At 74.7% G+C, this 15,000-nt stretch carries 15 protein-coding genes; 6 read left to right on the forward strand and 9 right to left on the reverse strand.

Annotated features, from left to right (window positions below; genetic code table 11):
- The first annotated feature begins 406 nt into the window (after positions 1–406).
- The 4 genes from OP18_RS24405 to OP18_RS24415 are packed head-to-tail and all read left to right on the forward strand — an operon-like array spanning position 407 to position 1,673.
- Positions 407–802, forward strand: coding sequence for a hypothetical protein (locus OP18_RS24405; protein ID WP_052387239.1), 396 nt, complete (start codon positions 407–409; stop codon positions 800–802).
- Positions 799–1,065, forward strand: coding sequence for a hypothetical protein (locus OP18_RS24410; protein WP_033361345.1), 267 nt, complete (start codon positions 799–801; stop codon positions 1,063–1,065). The genes OP18_RS24405 and OP18_RS24410 overlap by 4 nt, the downstream gene beginning before the upstream one ends.
- A gap of 33 nt (positions 1,066–1,098) precedes the next feature.
- On the forward strand, positions 1,099–1,386 hold the full coding sequence (locus tag OP18_RS62600) for a DUF6928 family protein (RefSeq protein WP_389250536.1): 288 nt from the start codon (positions 1,099–1,101) through the stop codon (positions 1,384–1,386).
- Entirely contained in the window at positions 1,290–1,673 is a 384-nt protein-coding gene (locus OP18_RS24415; RefSeq protein WP_033361346.1) for a hypothetical protein, read from the forward strand. Before OP18_RS62600 ends, OP18_RS24415 begins: the two co-directional genes overlap by 97 nt.
- A 13-nt stretch (positions 1,674–1,686) precedes the next feature.
- Here OP18_RS24415 and OP18_RS24420 read toward each other — a convergent pair whose 3' ends face one another.
- The gene (locus OP18_RS24420) at positions 1,687–4,461 is read right to left on the reverse strand and encodes a helix-turn-helix transcriptional regulator (RefSeq protein WP_211273658.1); all 2,775 of its coding nucleotides are present in this window, start codon (positions 4,459–4,461) and stop codon (positions 1,687–1,689) included.
- 124 nt (positions 4,462–4,585) lie between these two features.
- On the opposite strand from OP18_RS24420, the gene OP18_RS24425 reads away from it, so the two are divergent.
- A complete protein-coding gene (locus OP18_RS24425) occupies positions 4,586–7,339 on the forward strand; it encodes an ATP-binding protein (protein WP_033361347.1) in 2,754 nt (917 codons plus the stop codon).
- Here OP18_RS24425 and OP18_RS24430 read toward each other — a convergent pair.
- The 3 genes from OP18_RS24430 to OP18_RS24440 form a co-directional block, all read right to left on the reverse strand.
- Entirely contained in the window at positions 7,326–8,114 is a 789-nt protein-coding gene (locus OP18_RS24430) for an SDR family oxidoreductase (RefSeq protein WP_033361348.1), read from the reverse strand. The genes OP18_RS24425 and OP18_RS24430 overlap by 14 nt on opposite strands.
- A gap of 58 nt (positions 8,115–8,172) precedes the next feature.
- The gene (locus tag OP18_RS24435; RefSeq protein WP_033361487.1) at positions 8,173–8,991 is read right to left on the reverse strand and encodes an alpha/beta hydrolase; all 819 of its coding nucleotides are present in this window, start codon (positions 8,989–8,991) and stop codon (positions 8,173–8,175) included.
- Between the two features lie 128 nt (positions 8,992–9,119).
- A complete protein-coding gene (locus OP18_RS24440; protein ID WP_033361349.1) occupies positions 9,120–9,773 on the reverse strand; it encodes a TetR/AcrR family transcriptional regulator in 654 nt (217 codons plus the stop codon).
- A 58-nt stretch (positions 9,774–9,831) separates the two neighbouring features.
- On the opposite strand from OP18_RS24440, the gene OP18_RS24445 reads away from it, so the two are divergent.
- Complete coding sequence (locus tag OP18_RS24445; RefSeq protein WP_033361350.1) at positions 9,832–10,314, forward strand: quercetin 2,3-dioxygenase; 483 nt, start codon at positions 9,832–9,834, stop codon at positions 10,312–10,314.
- A gap of 131 nt (positions 10,315–10,445) precedes the next feature.
- Here OP18_RS24445 and OP18_RS24455 read toward each other — a convergent pair whose 3' ends face one another.
- The 5 genes from OP18_RS24455 to OP18_RS24475 all read right to left on the reverse strand — a co-directional run bounded on the left by OP18_RS24455 (position 10,446) and on the right by OP18_RS24475 (position 14,978).
- Complete coding sequence (locus tag OP18_RS24455; protein ID WP_033361351.1) at positions 10,446–10,691, reverse strand: hypothetical protein; 246 nt, start codon at positions 10,689–10,691, stop codon at positions 10,446–10,448.
- Positions 10,692–10,696: 5 nt separating this feature from the next.
- Complete coding sequence (locus OP18_RS62605) at positions 10,697–11,101, reverse strand: peptidyl-tRNA hydrolase (protein WP_081971081.1); 405 nt, start codon at positions 11,099–11,101, stop codon at positions 10,697–10,699.
- Positions 11,102–11,141: 40 nt separating this feature from the next.
- Entirely contained in the window at positions 11,142–11,642 is a 501-nt protein-coding gene (locus OP18_RS24465; RefSeq protein ID WP_033361489.1) for an adenylyl-sulfate kinase, read from the reverse strand.
- A 176-nt stretch (positions 11,643–11,818) separates the two neighbouring features.
- Positions 11,819–12,112, reverse strand: coding sequence for a hypothetical protein (locus OP18_RS24470; RefSeq protein WP_156089732.1), 294 nt, complete (start codon positions 12,110–12,112; stop codon positions 11,819–11,821).
- 52 nt (positions 12,113–12,164) lie between these two features.
- Positions 12,165–14,978 (reverse strand): glycoside hydrolase family 9 protein, encoded by a 2,814-nt coding sequence (locus OP18_RS24475; RefSeq protein WP_033361353.1) that lies wholly within the window; start codon positions 14,976–14,978, stop codon positions 12,165–12,167.
- Positions 14,979–15,000 lie beyond the last annotated feature (22 nt).

The following is a 15,000-nucleotide window of genomic DNA, read 5'->3' on the forward strand; positions in this document are numbered from 1 at the left end:
TGAACACCCCGGCGCCGACCGAAACCTGGTCCACCGCCGACAATGTCGTCTCCTGGCCGCAGGAGGCCGGGGTGCCCCCGTCTTCGCCGGCGTGGCCGTCCACTTCGTCGCTCAAGGCTTTCCCACGCAGGGTGCGACAGTCCTTGCCTCCTGCGGTGGCGACCGCCGGAATCTTCGTCACCGGCCGCAGCGCCAGCCGCGCGACCCGCCCACCCGGATCCCGGCAGCAGCCATAGCAGCACCGATCTGGAGGGAGGTCTGAGCCGGACCTCTACGCCGACCGCGGGCGCGCCGGGACCGATCGCACCTCGCGTCTCACTCCTGCCCCACGACGCCACGCTGCCCGGCCGTCATCCCATCATGGCGGCCGCGACGGGGTTTGTGCATGCTGTACTACCGTGCACCTGTGGCGACCTTGGACGTGCGCAACGACTCCGGCGGGTGGCTGGTGCTCTGGTTGGAGCCGTGGGGCGAGGATCGCTGGCTGCGGCCGGGCGAGACGTTCCACGTCCGCTCCGACTACGACGGTCCCGCGGAGGCGTTCGAGGTCGAGCGCTTCGACAACGACGACGACCGGGCCGCCGGCATCGAGAACATCGCCGTCTACGTGAACGAGGGAGCCGTCGAGGTCACCGACAGCGCCGGCACCCCGCTCGAGTGCGGCCATCAGCGCCCGGACGAGGTGGGCAGGAAATGGGATGCGACGCGTCCCAAGCTGGAGCATCCGATCCCGGCAGGCGGCCCGAGGCGGCGCTTCTACGCCGAGCGTGGGCTCACCGTGACGGATCGCCCGACGGGGTGAGGTGGAACGCCGGCCAGGCGACCTCGGTGCGCCACTCGGCCGGCGAAGCGGTGTCCCGGGGTCCCACCACGTACGTCTCCTCGACCGGGCCGTCGACGGCCATCGACACGGGCTTCACCGACACGACGTGGTCCTCGGTCCTGCTGGCCGCCCGCACCGGCACCGCGCAGGAGCTGTACCGCGCGACGCTCGACCGGCACCCGCGCCGGGCGAACCCTGGCTCCCTCTGGGGCGGCGCCACGAAGGCCAAGCCGGCCTGCTGAGGCGCTGCCCGGGCGCGCGTAGGGTGTCCGGGCATGGGGGCCAAGACAGCGCTGCTGGTGTACGCCGACGGTGACGTCGCGCAGGCGCTGCGCGAGGCGGTCGAGCTGGACCGCGCGGCGACCAGCGAACTGGTCGCCCGGCTGCTGCCCGGGCTCGACCTGACCGCGGTCGAGGACGGCAACCTGGATCGGCACATCAACTCGGCGAGGACGCCCTCGCGGCGTTGTGCGGGTTCGTCATCGAGGGCCTGCCGGTGGAGGGGATGCCCGAGCCGGAGCGGGTGCCCCTCGCCGGGTTCCGGTTGGGCGTGCCGAGGCTGACGCTGCAACGGTCGCATGGCCGCCCGATCGTGCAGCCGTCCGCCCTGGAGGTCGAGTCGCAGGTCCGCCGGCTCGGCGACGGCCTCGATCACCTGATCCTCGACCTGGGCGGCGACAACTACCTGCAAGCGGCCACCGGGTTCCAGGTCGAACGGCGCGAGGGCGGCGCGGACCTGCACTTCCGGTGCGAGGTGGACACGCTCGACGAGGTCGCCGAGATCTTCCGCGGGTACCTCGTCAACCAGGACGGCTGGGGCGACCGCGACTGGCGGCAGATCTGGGTGTAGCGCCGCGCGGCGGTCAGTCCGGCGCCGGGCGCAGGGTCCGGGCGAGCTGCCGCCGGGAGGTGATGTCGAGCTTCCGGAAGATCTTGTTCAGGTGGTACTCGACCGTGGACGCGGTGATGAACAGCCGGGTGGCGATCTCGGCGTTGGTCGCGCCCTCTGCGGCGAGCGCGGCGACCCGGGCCTCCTGCGGCGTGAGGTCCAGATCGGGCGCGCCGGCGCGGGAGCGGGCCCGCCGGCCGGTGGCCAGCAGCTCGACGCGGGCCCGTTCGGCGAACGTGGCCGCGCCCATGCCGGTGAAGGCGTCGTGGGCGGCCTGCAGGTGGACGCGTGCCTCCGTGCGGCGCCGCCGGCGGCGCAGCCACTCGCCGTGCAGCAGGCGGGTGCGGGCGAGCTCAGTGGCCATCCTGGTGGCGGCGAGGTGCCCGGCCGCCTCGCGGTAGAGCGCGTCGGCGTCGGTGTCGGCCGCCAGCAGGGCCCGGGAGCGGGCCAGGACCCCCAGAGCCCAGGGGGTGCCGCTGGCGGTCGCGCGGTCGGTCAGCCGGGCGAGCGCGGTCCGCGCGGTCGGGTGGTCGCCGGCGCGGACGGCGGCCTCGACGAGGTTGGGCAGCATGCGGTTGCCGTGGGCGACCGTGCTGTCGGCGAGGCCGGGCAGGGCGAAGGACAGCGCCTCCTGGTAGCGGCCGAGGCCGAGCTCGAGGACGGTGAGGGCGTTGCGGGCGTGGCTGCCCAGCACCGCATAGCCGCGCTGGGCGTCCCAGACGGTGAGCGCGACGTCGGCCGCGGCCCGGGTCTGGGCTTCGTGGCCGCGCCAGGCGAGCAGCTCGACCTGGCGGGCCAGGTCGTCGGGGGGCACCCCGATCATGGTGCCGACGTCGGCGGCCTCGGCGTAGTGGGCCTCGGCCCGGGCGAAGTCGCCGGCCCAGGTGGCGGCGGCGCCCAGGCCGTACAGCACGGAGTAGAGGGCGTGCAGCGCGCCGCGCTGGCGGGCGAGCGTCTCGGCGTGGCGGAGGTGGCGCAGGTGGCCCTCGTCGTCCCAGAGATCCTCCGCGGCGAACTGGCCGATCATGGTGAAGGGCACGGAGCCGTGGGACAGCTCCGGTTCGACGCACAACGCCGCGACGGCGGCGCGCAGGTGCGGCACCGCCTCGGTGTACCCGACGGCGACCCGGGTGGCGAAGGCGTCCAGCAGCAGCTGCACCGTGGGGGCCGGGTCGCGGCGGTCGCCGGGGGCGCGCAGCGCGGCGCGGGCGACGTCGGCGAGGGTCGTGCCGATGGTGTGCCGCTGGGCGAGCATCGCCACCGTGACCGCTTCGAACAGCATCCCCCGGCGCAGGTCGCCGGGCACGTCGGGGTCGGTGGCGACCTCCAGCATCGTCGCGGAGTTCACCGTCGTCACATTGCCGCCGAACCAGGCGATGGCGGCCCGCAGCCGGTGCGCGGTCGCGCGGAGCTCCGGTGTGCGCAGTCCGGACCTGACCTGGCCGAGGCGCAGCTCCGCCGCCACCGGGTCGCCGGCGACGAGGTGCGCCTGGGTGGCGCCGAAGAGGCGCCTGGTCCGCTGCTCGGGGTCCGGGGTCAGCTCCGCGGCGCGGGACAGGAACGCCGCCAGCATCGCGTAGCCGCCGCGGGCGCGTGCCCGCTGGGAGGCGCGCTCCAGCTCGGCGGCCACCTGCTCGTCCAGTCCGGCGGTCGCCTCGGCGAGGTGCCACGCGCGGCGGTCCGGGTCGGCGTCGCGGTCGATGGCCTCGGCCAGCGCGGCGTGCACCCGGCGCCGTTCGGCCGGCTGGGCGCCCGAGTAGACGGCGGAGCGGATCAGCGGGTGGCGGAACGCCAGGGTGGTTGCGGCCGTGAGGATGCCCTCGGTGAGCGCCGGATCTGGCGCGTCGGCGGGCAGGCCGAGCAGCGCCGCCGCCCGCCAGGTGACGGCGGCGTCGTCCGGGGGCGCGACCGAGGCGATGAGCAGCAGCGACAGGGTCGCGGGCGGCAGCAGGCGTACCCGGCGCAGGAAGTGCGCCTCCATGCGCTCGCTCAGCGGCAGCCGGGCGGGCAGCGACGCGCCGCCGGCCAGCTGGTCCTCGGTCAGCTCGGTGGTCAGCTCGATCAGCGCGAGCGGGTTGCCCCGGGTCTCGGCGACGAGGCGGGTGGCGACCTGCGGGGCGACCTGCCCGGGGGCGGCGAGGGTCAGCACGTCGCGGGCGGCCCGGTCGGGCAGGCCGCCGAGGGCGATGGTGGGCAGCCCGTCCAGGGTGCGGGTGAGGGCCGGGTCGTCCCGCACGGCGATCAGCAGGCCGATGCTGTCGGCATGCAGCCGGCGGGCCACGAACGCCAGCACGGCGGCGGTCTCCCGGTCCAGCCAGTGGGCGTCGTCGACGAGGCAGACGAGCGGCAGGCACTCGGCGATGCCGGCGAGCACGGTGAGGGTCGCCAGGCCGACCAGGAAGCGGTCCGCCGTCTCGCCGGCGGCCAGGCCGAACGCTCCGGCCAGGGCGGCCCGCTGCGGTTCGGGCAGTGTGTCGATGCGGTCGAGGTACGGCCGGAGCAGCCGGTGCAGGGCCGCGTAGGCCAGCCGGCTCTCCGGCTCCACCCCGACGACGCAGGCGACGTGCAGGTCCGCGGCGGCGCCGGCCGCGTGCTGCAGCAGCCGGGTCTTGCCGATGCCGGCCTCGCCGACGAGCACGAGGGTGGCGCTCAGGCCCGACCGTACGGTCGCCGCGAACTCGTCGATCGCCTGGCATTCGTCCTGCCGTCCCCGCAGCGGCACCGAGCGGGTCAGTGACTGCACGATCACGACCCGGAGCGTAGGCCCGCCCGGTGGACGAGCTCCATACGTCACGTGACGGTACGCGCTCTGGCGTCCGCCGGTCCCGGCCGGAAGGATGAGTGCCTGTTGCCGGCGGGAGACGGGTGGGCCCATGGCGGTCGATGGTCCGGATGCGCGGCTGTACGGGCGCGAGCGGGAGTCACAGCACCTGGCCGGGCTCGTCGCGTCGGCCCGCAGCGGCGGTGGCGCGCTCGTGGTGCGCGGCGAGGCCGGCATCGGCAAGTCGGCGCTGCTGCGCCAGGCCCGCCTGGCGGCGGCCGGGCACGGCCTGCTGGTGCTGTCGGCCACCGGGACCGAGGCGGAGGCGCGGCTGCCGTTCGCCGGCCTGCACCAGCTCCTGCGGCCCGTGCTCGGCCGGGCCGACGAGCTGCCCGACCCGCAGCGCGACGCCGTCCTGACCGCGTTCGGTATGGCCCGGGGCGCCGCACCGGACGTGTTCCTCGTCGCGCTGGCGGTGCTGAACCTGCTGGGAGAGGCGGCCGCCGAGACCGGTGCGCTGCTCCTGGTGGAGGATGCGCACTGGCTGGACCCACCCAGCGCCGACGCGCTGGCGTTCGTGGCGCGCCGCCTGGACGCCGACCCGATCGTGCTGCTGGCGGCGGCGCGGGACGGTTACGCCGACGGGTTCGGGGCCCTTGACCAGCTGCGGGTGGAGCGCCTCGACGACGCGGCGGCGGCCGCGCTGCTCGACGCCCGCGCTCCCGGGCTGCCGGCCGGGATGCGCCGGCGGCTGCTGGACGAGTCGGCCGGCAACCCCCTGGCGCTGGTCGAGCTGCCGGTCGCGGCCCGGCGGTTCGAGCACGAGCCGCTGGAGCCGGCCCGGCGGCCGTTGACCGCCCGACTCGAGGAGGCGTTCGCGGCGCGGGTGCCGGGGCTGCCGGCCGCCACGCAGGCGTTGCTGCTGGTCGCGGCGGTCAACGACGGTGACGCGCTCGCCGAGGCCGTCGCCGCCGCCGCGGCCGTCGCCGGCACCGCGGTGACGGTCGACGACGTGACCCCGGCCGTCGCCGCCCACCTCGTCGACCTGGACGGCACGAGCATCCGGTTCCTGCACCCGCTGATGCGGTCGGCGATCCGGCAGCGGGCGCCGCTCGCCCGCCGCATGGCCGTGCACGCCGCGCTGGCGGCGGTGGTGGGCGGGCACGCCGACCGGCGGGTGTGGCACCGGGCCGGCGCCTGCCCCGGGCCCGACGACGATGTCGCGGCCGAGTTGGAGGCCGCGGCCCGGCACGCGCAGGACCGCGGGGCCATGGTGATCGCGGTCGCCGCCCTGCACCGGTCCGGGCAGCTGACGGTCGACCCGGCGCGGTCGGCCGCCCGGTTGCTGCGGGCCGCGGAGCTCGCCGTCGAGCTCGGCCGGCACGACGTCGTCGGCGGGCTGCTGCAGGAGGCGGAGGCGCGGGGGCTGTCGTTCGCGCAGCAGGCGCAGCGGCTGTGGATCGTGGCGAGCTTCGGCGACGGCCTGCGCGACCAGAAGACCGGGCCGGTGGTGCTCGCCGAGGTCGCCGCCCGGGTCGCCGCCGCCGGCGGGCCCGGCGCCGACCGGCTGGCCATGCGGCTGCTCAACAGCGGGGCCCTGCGCAGCTTCTGGTCCGAGGCGGACCCCGGCGCCGGGCGCCGCGTCGTGGCGGTCACCGAGGCCTTGCCCGTCGCCGCGGACGACCCGGACCGGCTGGCCATCCTCGCCTTCGCGGCGCCGGTCGAGCGGGGCTCGGCCGTGATCGATGGGCTGCGCGGCGTTGCCGCCCGGGCCGGCGCGGACGCACAGACGTTGCGCCTGCTGGGCAGCGCGGCGGTCATCATCGGCGACTTCGACCAGGCCGAGGCGTGCTGCGCGGCGTCGATCCCGGAGCTGCGGGCGCAGGGCCGGCTCGGCTCGCTGACCCGGGCGCTCGCCGCGCTGGCCTGGTGCGCGGCCCATCAGGCCGGCCTGGGTGCGGGTGTGCCGGCGGCCGAGGAGGCCGCCCGGCTGGCGCTGGAGACGTCCCAGCCGCTGTTCTTCGGCATCGCCCGGGCGTCCGCCGCGGTGCTGGCCGCGCTCGGGGGTCACCCGGACCGGGCGGCGGCGCTGGCCGCCGAGGCCGAGCAGCGGGGCGTCGCCGCCGCGGTCCGCCCGGTGCTGGCCACCGTGCAGCTCGCCCGTGGGCTGAACGCGCTCGCCGAGGGCCGGCACGCCGACGCCTACGGCGAGCTGTGCCGGATGCACGACCCGGGTGACCCGTCGTTCCATGCCGGACTGCGCTGCTTCGCCCTGACCGACCTGGTGGAGGCGGCCGCGCACAGCGGGCACCGGGACGCCGCCGCGCAGGTCGTGGCCGAGCTGGAGGTGGCGGGCCGGGTGACCTCGTCGCCGGCGCTGCACGCCGGGCTTCGGTACGCGCGCGCCGTGCTGGCCGACGACGCCCGGGCCGAGGCGCTGTTCCGCGAGGCCCTGAACGCCGGGACGAGCCGGTGGCCGTTCTCGCGGGCCCGGACCCAGCTCGCGTACGGGCAGTGGCTGCGCCGGCAGCGCCGGCCCGTGGAGTCACGGGCGCCGCTGCGGGCGGCCTGCACCACCTTCGACGCGTTGGGCACCGCACCGTGGGCGGAGCGGGCGCGGCAGGAGCTGCGCGCCGCCGGCGAGACCAGCCGGATCCGGCCCGCCACCGGTCACGACGAGCTCACCCCGCAGGAGCTGCAGATCGCCCGGCTGGCGGCCGGGGGCCTGACCAACCGGGAGATCGGCCAGGCCCTGTACCTGTCGCACCGCACCGTCAGCACCCACCTGCACAACATCTTCCCCAAGCTCGGGATCACGGCGCGGGCGCAGCTGCACGCGATCGTCGGGGACCTCAAAGGGTGGTGACGAGGCCGCCGTCGATGACGAGGTTGGCGCCGGTCACGTTGGCGGCGAGGTCACCGGCGAGGTAGACCACGAGACCGGCGACCTCCTCCGGCTCGGTGAACCGCCCGGTGACCGCGTCCTGGGCGGCGCGCTCGGCGATCTGCGCGGGGTCACCGCCGCGCTCCCGGGCGATGGTCTCGGCGACCCCGCCGGCGCCGAGCCACAGGTCGGTGCCGACCGGGCCGGGGCTGATCGTGTTGACCCGCACGCCCCGGGGCCCGGCCTCCTTCGACAGCGCCTTGGAGAAGTTCACCAGCGCCGCCTTCGCCGCGCCGTAGTCGATGACGAGCGGGTCCGGCAGCGTCGCGTTGACCGACGCGATCGTCACGACGGCCGCGGTACCGGCGGCGTACAGGTGGGGCAGCGCCGCCCGTACGGTGCGCACGTGCGCCAGCAGGTTCATGGTGAACGTGGCGATCCAGTCCTCGTCGGTCACGGACAGGAAGCCGCCGGGGCGCGGGCTGACCGCGCCGACGTTGTTGACGAGCACGTCGATGCGGCCGAACTCGGCGACGGCGGCGTCCACGAGCCGGCCCGGTCCGTCCACGGTGGACAGATCCACCGCGACGGGCCGCACGGCACCGTCGCCGGCGAGGCGCTCCAGCTCGCCGGTGACCGTCCGGGCGCCGGCCACGACGCGCACGCCCTCGGCCGCGAGGGCCCGCACGACGGCCAGGCCGATGCCCCGCCCGGCGCCGGTCACGACCGCGACCTTGCCACTCAGATGCAGGTCCACGGCGCTCCCTCCTGGCCAGCACCCGCCGGGGGGCCCGGCAGCGCGATGGCGGCGCCGCTCACGACGCGTGCCGCGCGATCTCGTCGGCGTGACCGCGCAGCCAGGACAGGGCGGCGTCGGCGACGTCGCGCCAGCCGTGATCGATCGTCAGGGAGTGCGCCCGGTCCGGGAAGTCGAGGATCTCGGTGACCGCGCTGGAGTGCCGGTACTGCTTCAGCGTGGCCCGGGTGACCGCCTCGGGCACGGTGTGGTCGCGGCCGCCCATCATCAGCAGCAGCGGCCCGCGCAGCTCGTTGGCGGTGTCCACCTTGGCCGGCGAGTGCGGGTCGAAGTTGGCCGCGGCCGCCTCGAACAGTGGCTTGCCCGGCGCCGGGATCGTCCACCGCTCGAACAGCTCGTCGGACTCCTCCGGCGGGATCGCGTTGCCGAACGCGTACCGGAACTGCTCGGCCGTCAGCGACACCGACCGGTGCCGGTTGGCCGGGTTCCTGAACACCGGCAGCGTGGCCCGCAGCGCCGACAGCGGCAGCGGCAGCACGCCCTTGATCTGTGCGGCGTCGATCGCGACCGCCGCGGCGGCGAGGTCCTGCCCGAGCAGCTTCTGGGCGATCATGCCGCCGAACGAGTGACCGACCAGGATCGGTTTGACGGCCAGCCCGTGGATGATCTTCGCGTAGTGCGCGACGACGTCGTCGATGCCGTGGTCGGCGATGCTCTCCGGGTTGGCCCGTGCCTCCGCCACGGTGTCCGGGTCGCCCGGCCAGCCGGGCGCCGAGGCCGCGTAGCCGGCCTGCTCGAACGCCTCGATCCACGGGTCCCACGACGTGGCGTGCAGCCACAGGCCGTGGATGAAGATGACGGGCAGGTGCGTGGTCATGGTCGCCTCCTGGTCGGGCCGGGCGCCGGTCGCGCCGCCGGCCGCACCCCAATGGCACCACGCCGGCCGCACCCTTCGGACCGTGGAAATACCCCAGTCCTCCCTGCCGGATCACCCCGGCAGAGGGGTCAGACGGGCAGGAGGGCGTGGCGCATGGTGGTCGCCAGCCAGCGGCGGAACGTTTCCTCGGGCCAGCCGCGCTGCAGCGTCAACGCCGCGTAGTGGGCGGGGTCGTTGAAGATCCAGAGGGTGTCCGCGGCGGTTTCCGGGTCGAGGTCGGGGGCGAGGGCGCCGAGGGTCTGGACGTGCCTGACGACCATGGCGGCGCCGGCGCGGCGGTTGCGTTGCAGGGTGTCCCACAGCTCGGCGACCTCCGGGGCGTCGTCGGCCGCCCGGCGGACGGTCTCGAACAGCAGGGCGGCGCGGCGGGCGATCACGACGCACGCGTCGGCGTAGGCGTCGAGGGCGGCGCCGGGCGTCGTCGCGTCCCACACGGGGCGGAACCACGGCCGGTCGGCGACGGCGACGGGCTCGTCGTCGCCGGCGAGCGCCTGGTCGAGCACCTGCCGCAGCAGCGCCGGCTTCGAGCCGAAGGCGGTGAAGACGGTGGGCCGGGCGACGCCGGCGGCGACCGCGATCTCGGCCAGTGAGGTGACGACATAGCCGCGCTCGACGAACAGCTCGGCGGCCGCGTCGACGATCGCCTGACGGGTGCGGCGGGCGCTCTCCTCGCGCACGGGCGACTGGTAGCGCCGCCGCGGCTTGCCGTTGACATCGCTCATGGTTCCGCCATACTACCAATGTATTCATTAGACGGCGGTATGACGAATGAGAGGGATCATGGCAGCCGTACGGCCCTACGTGCGACGCGACGGTGAAGGCGAGGCGCTGTGGTTCCTCGGCAGTCTGGTGACGGTCAAGGCGGCGGGTGCGCAGACGCGTGGACGGCTCACGGTCGTCGAGTTCGTCAACCCGCCCGGGTTCGCCCCGCCGCTGCACCGGCACCTGGAAGAGGACGAGCTGTTCTACGTGCTGTCCGGCACGGCGCGGTTCCACTGCGACGGGCAGGTGCTGGAGGCCGGGCCCGGTGACTTCGTCGCGCTGCCGGCGACGCTGCCGCACACGTTCGTCGTCGGCGACGGTGAACCTTTGCGGACCCTGCAGATCACCACGCCGTCGGGCTTCGAGCGGTTCGCGGCGGCGGTCGGCGAGCCGGCACGGGAGCGGCGGCTGCCTGAGCCGGGGCCGGTCGACCCGGTCGCCCTCGGACACGCCGCGAACCTGCACGCGATCGAGCTGCTCGGCCCGCCGCCCGGGCACTGAGCCCGAAGTGGCGCCTCAGACGGGAATCGAACCCGCTGCACGCTGTTTTAGAGACAGCTGCCCGACCGTCGGGCCCCTGAGGCAAGAAGGGGTGGCCCTGCCCCGTGCCGGGGCCACCCCATTGTGGACGGTCAGCGCAACTGGGTCTGGTCGATGCGGTCACGCAGCTGGTCGTCGGCGACGCGGTCGCGGGCGGCGCGGAACTCGTCCGCGGTCAGCGACCGGCCGAGCTCGTCCAGCGTGCGCAGCACGAGCCGCTGGGAGACGACCCGCCGGTTGAGGGCGTCGAGCGCCGCGGCCTGCCGCAGCACCTTCGCCTGCAGCCAGCGGATCGCCTTGGGCAGGTCCGAGAGGTCCGCGATGAGGTCGGTGGTCATGGATTTCACCTCCCTCCGCCGTCGACGGAGACCGCCCTGCGCGCACCGCCGGAGGCGGCCTCGTGGGCACCGCCGGAGGCGGGGCTTCGGGCACCGCCGGAGGCGGGGCGCAGCGCGAGCGGGAGGTGGGAGAGCAGCCGGTACGCGGCGGGCTCGACCGCGAGCGCGGTCAGGGCGCCGCCGAGGTCCGGCTCGCGGAAGCCGACGTGCCGGTGCCCGGCGGCGGACGCCGCGACGCGCAGGCGGTCGAGGGCGTCCTCGTCGCGCGCGGCGACCAGGACGAGCGTGTTGGAGCCGGCGTGCCAGTCGCGGAACGTGTCAGGGTGGGCGACGGCGAAGTCGAGTGCGGCATGGGTCGCTTGCGTGGCCTGGATCCCGGGCGGCAGGTCGGCGCGGGTGACCAGATACAGACGCGGGGTGCGAACCTAGAAGTGCGGCATGTGCTTGATGTTAGCCATGCCAGCCCGTCAATGCCAGGATTTCCGTCGCGATGTCGGCGACGCTTCTGCCGTCGGTCGGGATCCGGTGTACCGACGCCGGCGCCAACGCCTCGAGGGATCTGGCGGCGGCGTCGCTGCGCTCGACGTGCTGCCGCAGCGCGGTGCCGATCTCGCGCCGGGCGAGGCGTTCGCGGGCGGTCGCGTCGGTGGAGGTGAGCAGCACGGCGGTGACGTGCGGGGCGTCGCCCATCGCGGCGGTGAGCGCGTCGACCTGCCGGACGCTGACGGTGTTGGTGTAGATCAGCCGGCGGTAGCCGAGGGCGCGGTAGTTGGCCCACATGGCGGCGAGGTTGCGCTCGGCGAGGTGATGCTCCCACGGCGGCGGGTGGGCGAGGTCGAGGTTGTCGCCCTCGATGACACAGTGCCGCACGCCGGCGGCGGCGAGCTGGGTGTGCAGCTCGACGGCGACGCTGCTCTTGCCGACCCCGGACCGGCCGCCGAGGAACAGCACCTCGCTCCGGCCACCACCCGAAGCCCCCGCGCGAGGCCCATCGGCCAACGCCCCCTCGCTGTGGCCGCCGACCGGCGGCGCCTCGCTGTGGCCGCCGGCCGGCGGCGCCTCGCTGTGACCGCTCACCGGCGGCGCCTCGCTGTGACCGCTCACCGGCGGCGCCTCGCTGTGGTCGCTCACCGGTGCGGGCAGCTGCCGGTGCTGATGACGGTCCGCGTCGGGCCGTCGAGGATGACGTAGATGTCGCCTTCGACGATGTTGAGCCGGCCGCCGGGCATCGGGGCGCCGGTGCAGTAGCTGGGGACCGGCAGCCGGTGCGCGACCGACATCGGCGTGGGCGCGGTGGCCGGCGCGGCGGCGAGGAGCGCGAAGACCGCCACCGTCGCGGCCCTGGACCAGCCGCGACGGCCCGCCGGCGGCGGCGTGGCCGCGGGCGCCGGGGTGTCGAGGTCGATGACGACGTCGCTCATCGCCACCAATGGTAGGCCCCGGCGCGCGGACGCGCCGGGGCCGTCGAACAGGTCAGCTCGCGGTGCAGGTGAGCGTGGCCGGGGCGGTGTTGGTGCCGGAGTACGCGCCGTTGAAGCCGGCCGCGGTCGACGCGGCGGGCGCGAGGGCGCCGTTCCAGTCGGCGTTGCGGACGGTGACGGCGGCGCCGGTCTGGGACCAGACGCCGGCCCAGCCGTTGGTGACGCGCTGGTTGCCCGGGAACGTGAACGTGACGGTCCAGCCGGTGATGGCCTGGCCGCCGGAGTTGCGCACGGTCACGGCGCCGTTGAAGCCGTCGCCCCACTGGTCGGTGACGCGGTACGTCGCCTCGCAGCTCTTGCCCGTCGAGGTGCCGGTGGTGGTGACGGTGACGGGGTCGGACAGCGTGGACAGGTTGCCGGCGGCGTCGCGGGCGCGGACCGCGAACTGGTACGCGGTGGACGCGGTGAGCCCGGTGACGCTGGCGGTGGTGCCGGTGGCGGTGGCCACGACGACCGGTCCGGCGGTCCCGCCGAGGCGCAGCACGTCGTAGCCGGTGACGCCGACGGCGTCGGTGGACGCGGCCCAGGTGAGGGTCGCGCCGCTGCTGGTGACCGCCGACGCGACGGGCGTGCCGGGCTTCGACGGCGGGGTGACGTCACCGGTCGCCGGCGCGGTGGTGACGGTGCCGACGGGCGAGGCCGCCGACGTGTTGCCGGAGGTGTCGACCGCGACGACCGTGAAGCTGTACGCGGTCGCCGGCGAGAGACCGGTGATCGCGACGGACGTGCCGGTGCTGGTGCCGACGACCCCGGCCGCCGACTGCACCCGGTAGGACGCGACGCCCACGTTGTCGGTGGACGCGGTCCAGTTCGCGGTGACCGACGTCGAGGTGACGTTGGTGAACGTCGGCGCGCCCGGGGTGGACGGCGGCGTGGTGTCGGCCGGGCCGGTGCCGGGGGCGTCGCCCCAGACCTTGGTGGCGCCGTCGTACAGGGTGATGTGCGAGTTCGGTCCGGGCGTGGCGCCGCCGGTCGGGAACGACCAGTCGTTGCTGGTGTCCCAGGTGCCCGCGGACGAGATGCGGAACTGGACCTCGCGCCGCCACGCGGACTGCCCCGCCGGGGCGATCTTCTGCCCGGCGCAGCTGATCGTGACGTAGTACGTGCTGCCGCTGAGCAGGGTCGGCCCGGTCGGCGCGGAGCACTGGTTGTACGCGCTGGTCAGGGAGATCTGCGACGGGGTGGTGGCGCCGTCGAGGGTGAAGTAGTAGCGGAACGAGCCCTGGTCGAGGGTCCGGGCCGGCCACGCCGACTTGTTGTAGACCATCGCCTTGACCTCGGTGAAGCCGGTGCCGGTGGTGTTGAGCGACGACTCGACGTACATCTCGGGCCCGTCGGGGGTCTCCGCGGCCGGGAAGCCGCTCAGCGCGGTGCCGCCGTACTCGCCGTACATGCGGGCCAGGGCGGAGGTGAGCCCGGAGTTGTAGTCGGTGGCGACCTCGTTCATCACGTAGTCGGACCGGCTGTCGGTGTACGCGTCGTTGGGCGAGGAGGGCCCGCCGACGAGCGCGCCGTACAGGGTGTGCCGGGAGACCGTCGGGTTGGTGATCTGGTCGGTCCAGGACCCGTGCGCGGTGCGGTGGTGCGGGTTCTTCGGCGGGTTGGCCCCGAAGCCGATCATGTAGCTGGAGTTGCGGGGGTTGTCGCCGAGGATGTAGTTGATCTGCCGCACGCCGAAGTCGTGGTAGCGGGCCTTGCGGGTGGCGTCGGTGAGCCAGTCGCTGTAGAGCAGCGCGACGAACGAGGTGTTGGCGGCGTAGCGCAGCGAGCCCCAGCTGTCCAGGACGGCCTGGCCGCCCGGGGAGGTGGGCACCTTCTGGCCGTTGACCCCGACGGTCCAGTAGTCGAGCCAGCGGTTGGCGTCGTCGATGTACCGCTGCTTGCCGGTGAGCTTGGCCAGCAGCACGTACGCGCCGTACGACTTGTCGTCCCAGGCGATCGTCCACTTGTAGGACTTCGTCGTGGTCTGGTTCTCGTTGCTGAGGTTGTCGTAACCGGCCTCGGCCTTGGCGAGGTAGGAGGCGTCGTTGGTGGCGCGGTAGAGCCAGATGGCGCCCCAGACGAGCTCGTCGTTGAAGCCGCTCCACGAGTTGTAGTAGCTGGCCGCGTCGGTGATGCAGTCGCTGTACTTGCGGCGCACCGAGTCGGCGAACGCGTACAGCTGCTTGGCGTGCGTGACGAGCTTGTCGGCGTAGGTCGCGTCGGTCGGGCGGATCACGATCGAGGAGGCGGCCATGGCGGCGGCGGTCTCGCCGGCGAGGTCGGACCCGCCGCAGGTGGCGTCGATCTTGTACGAGGGCCGCGCCATCGGCATCACCTCGGCCGGGCCCCACCAGGCGTGGTCGGGGTTGCCGGAGCCGATCTGCCCGTAGAGCACGTTCGCCGACGGGTGGGCCTTGATGAAGTAGTCGTTGACGAAGCGCAGGTTGTTGACCAGGTGCGTGAGCTGGCCGGACTGCGCGTACGCGTCGCGGTACTCCACGGCGCCCCAGGCGAGCATCGTGGTGGAGAAGGCCATCGGGAAGCCGAACTTCACGTGGTCGCCGGCGTCGAACCAGCCGCCGGTGAGGTCGAGGCCGACGTCGGCGCCGTCGGTGGTGGCGGCGTTGCCGCGCCAGCCGACGCGGCTCCACGCGGGCTTGGTGCCCGCCTGCTGGGCCTCGTAGAACCAGATCGACTTCTGCAGTGCCTCCGCGTAGTTGAACGCGGGGGCGGCCCGGGCTGGGGTCGAAGCGGCCACGGCCATGACGGTCGTGGCGGCGGCGACCCCGAGCGCCGCGACTGCGCCGAGAATCCTCCTGCGCATGGTGGTGCTCCTCTCCTGGTGG

It is taken from the genome of Dactylosporangium aurantiacum (genome assembly GCF_000716715.1).
Lineage (GTDB): Bacteria > Actinomycetota > Actinomycetes > Mycobacteriales > Micromonosporaceae > Dactylosporangium > Dactylosporangium aurantiacum.

Excerpts from the sequence above, each read along its gene's own strand:
- OP18_RS24445 (WP_033361350.1), top strand. The coding sequence starts at position 9,832 with ATGGCAGCCGTACGGCCCTACGTGCGACGCGACGGTGAAGGCGAGGCG.
- OP18_RS24435 (WP_033361487.1), bottom strand. The coding sequence starts at position 8,991 with ATGACCACGCACCTGCCCGTCATCTTCATCCACGGCCTGTGGCTGCAC.
- OP18_RS24475 (WP_033361353.1), bottom strand. The coding sequence starts at position 14,978 with ATGCGCAGGAGGATTCTCGGCGCAGTCGCGGCGCTCGGGGTCGCCGCC.
- OP18_RS24470 (WP_156089732.1), bottom strand. The coding sequence starts at position 12,112 with ATGAGCGACGTCGTCATCGACCTCGACACCCCGGCGCCCGCGGCCACG.
- OP18_RS62600 (WP_389250536.1), top strand. The coding sequence starts at position 1,099 with ATGGGGGCCAAGACAGCGCTGCTGGTGTACGCCGACGGTGACGTCGCG.
- OP18_RS24425 (WP_033361347.1), top strand. The coding sequence starts at position 4,586 with ATGGCGGTCGATGGTCCGGATGCGCGGCTGTACGGGCGCGAGCGGGAG.
- OP18_RS24455 (WP_033361351.1), bottom strand. The coding sequence starts at position 10,691 with ATGACCACCGACCTCATCGCGGACCTCTCGGACCTGCCCAAGGCGATC.
- OP18_RS24440 (WP_033361349.1), bottom strand. The coding sequence starts at position 9,773 with ATGAGCGATGTCAACGGCAAGCCGCGGCGGCGCTACCAGTCGCCCGTG.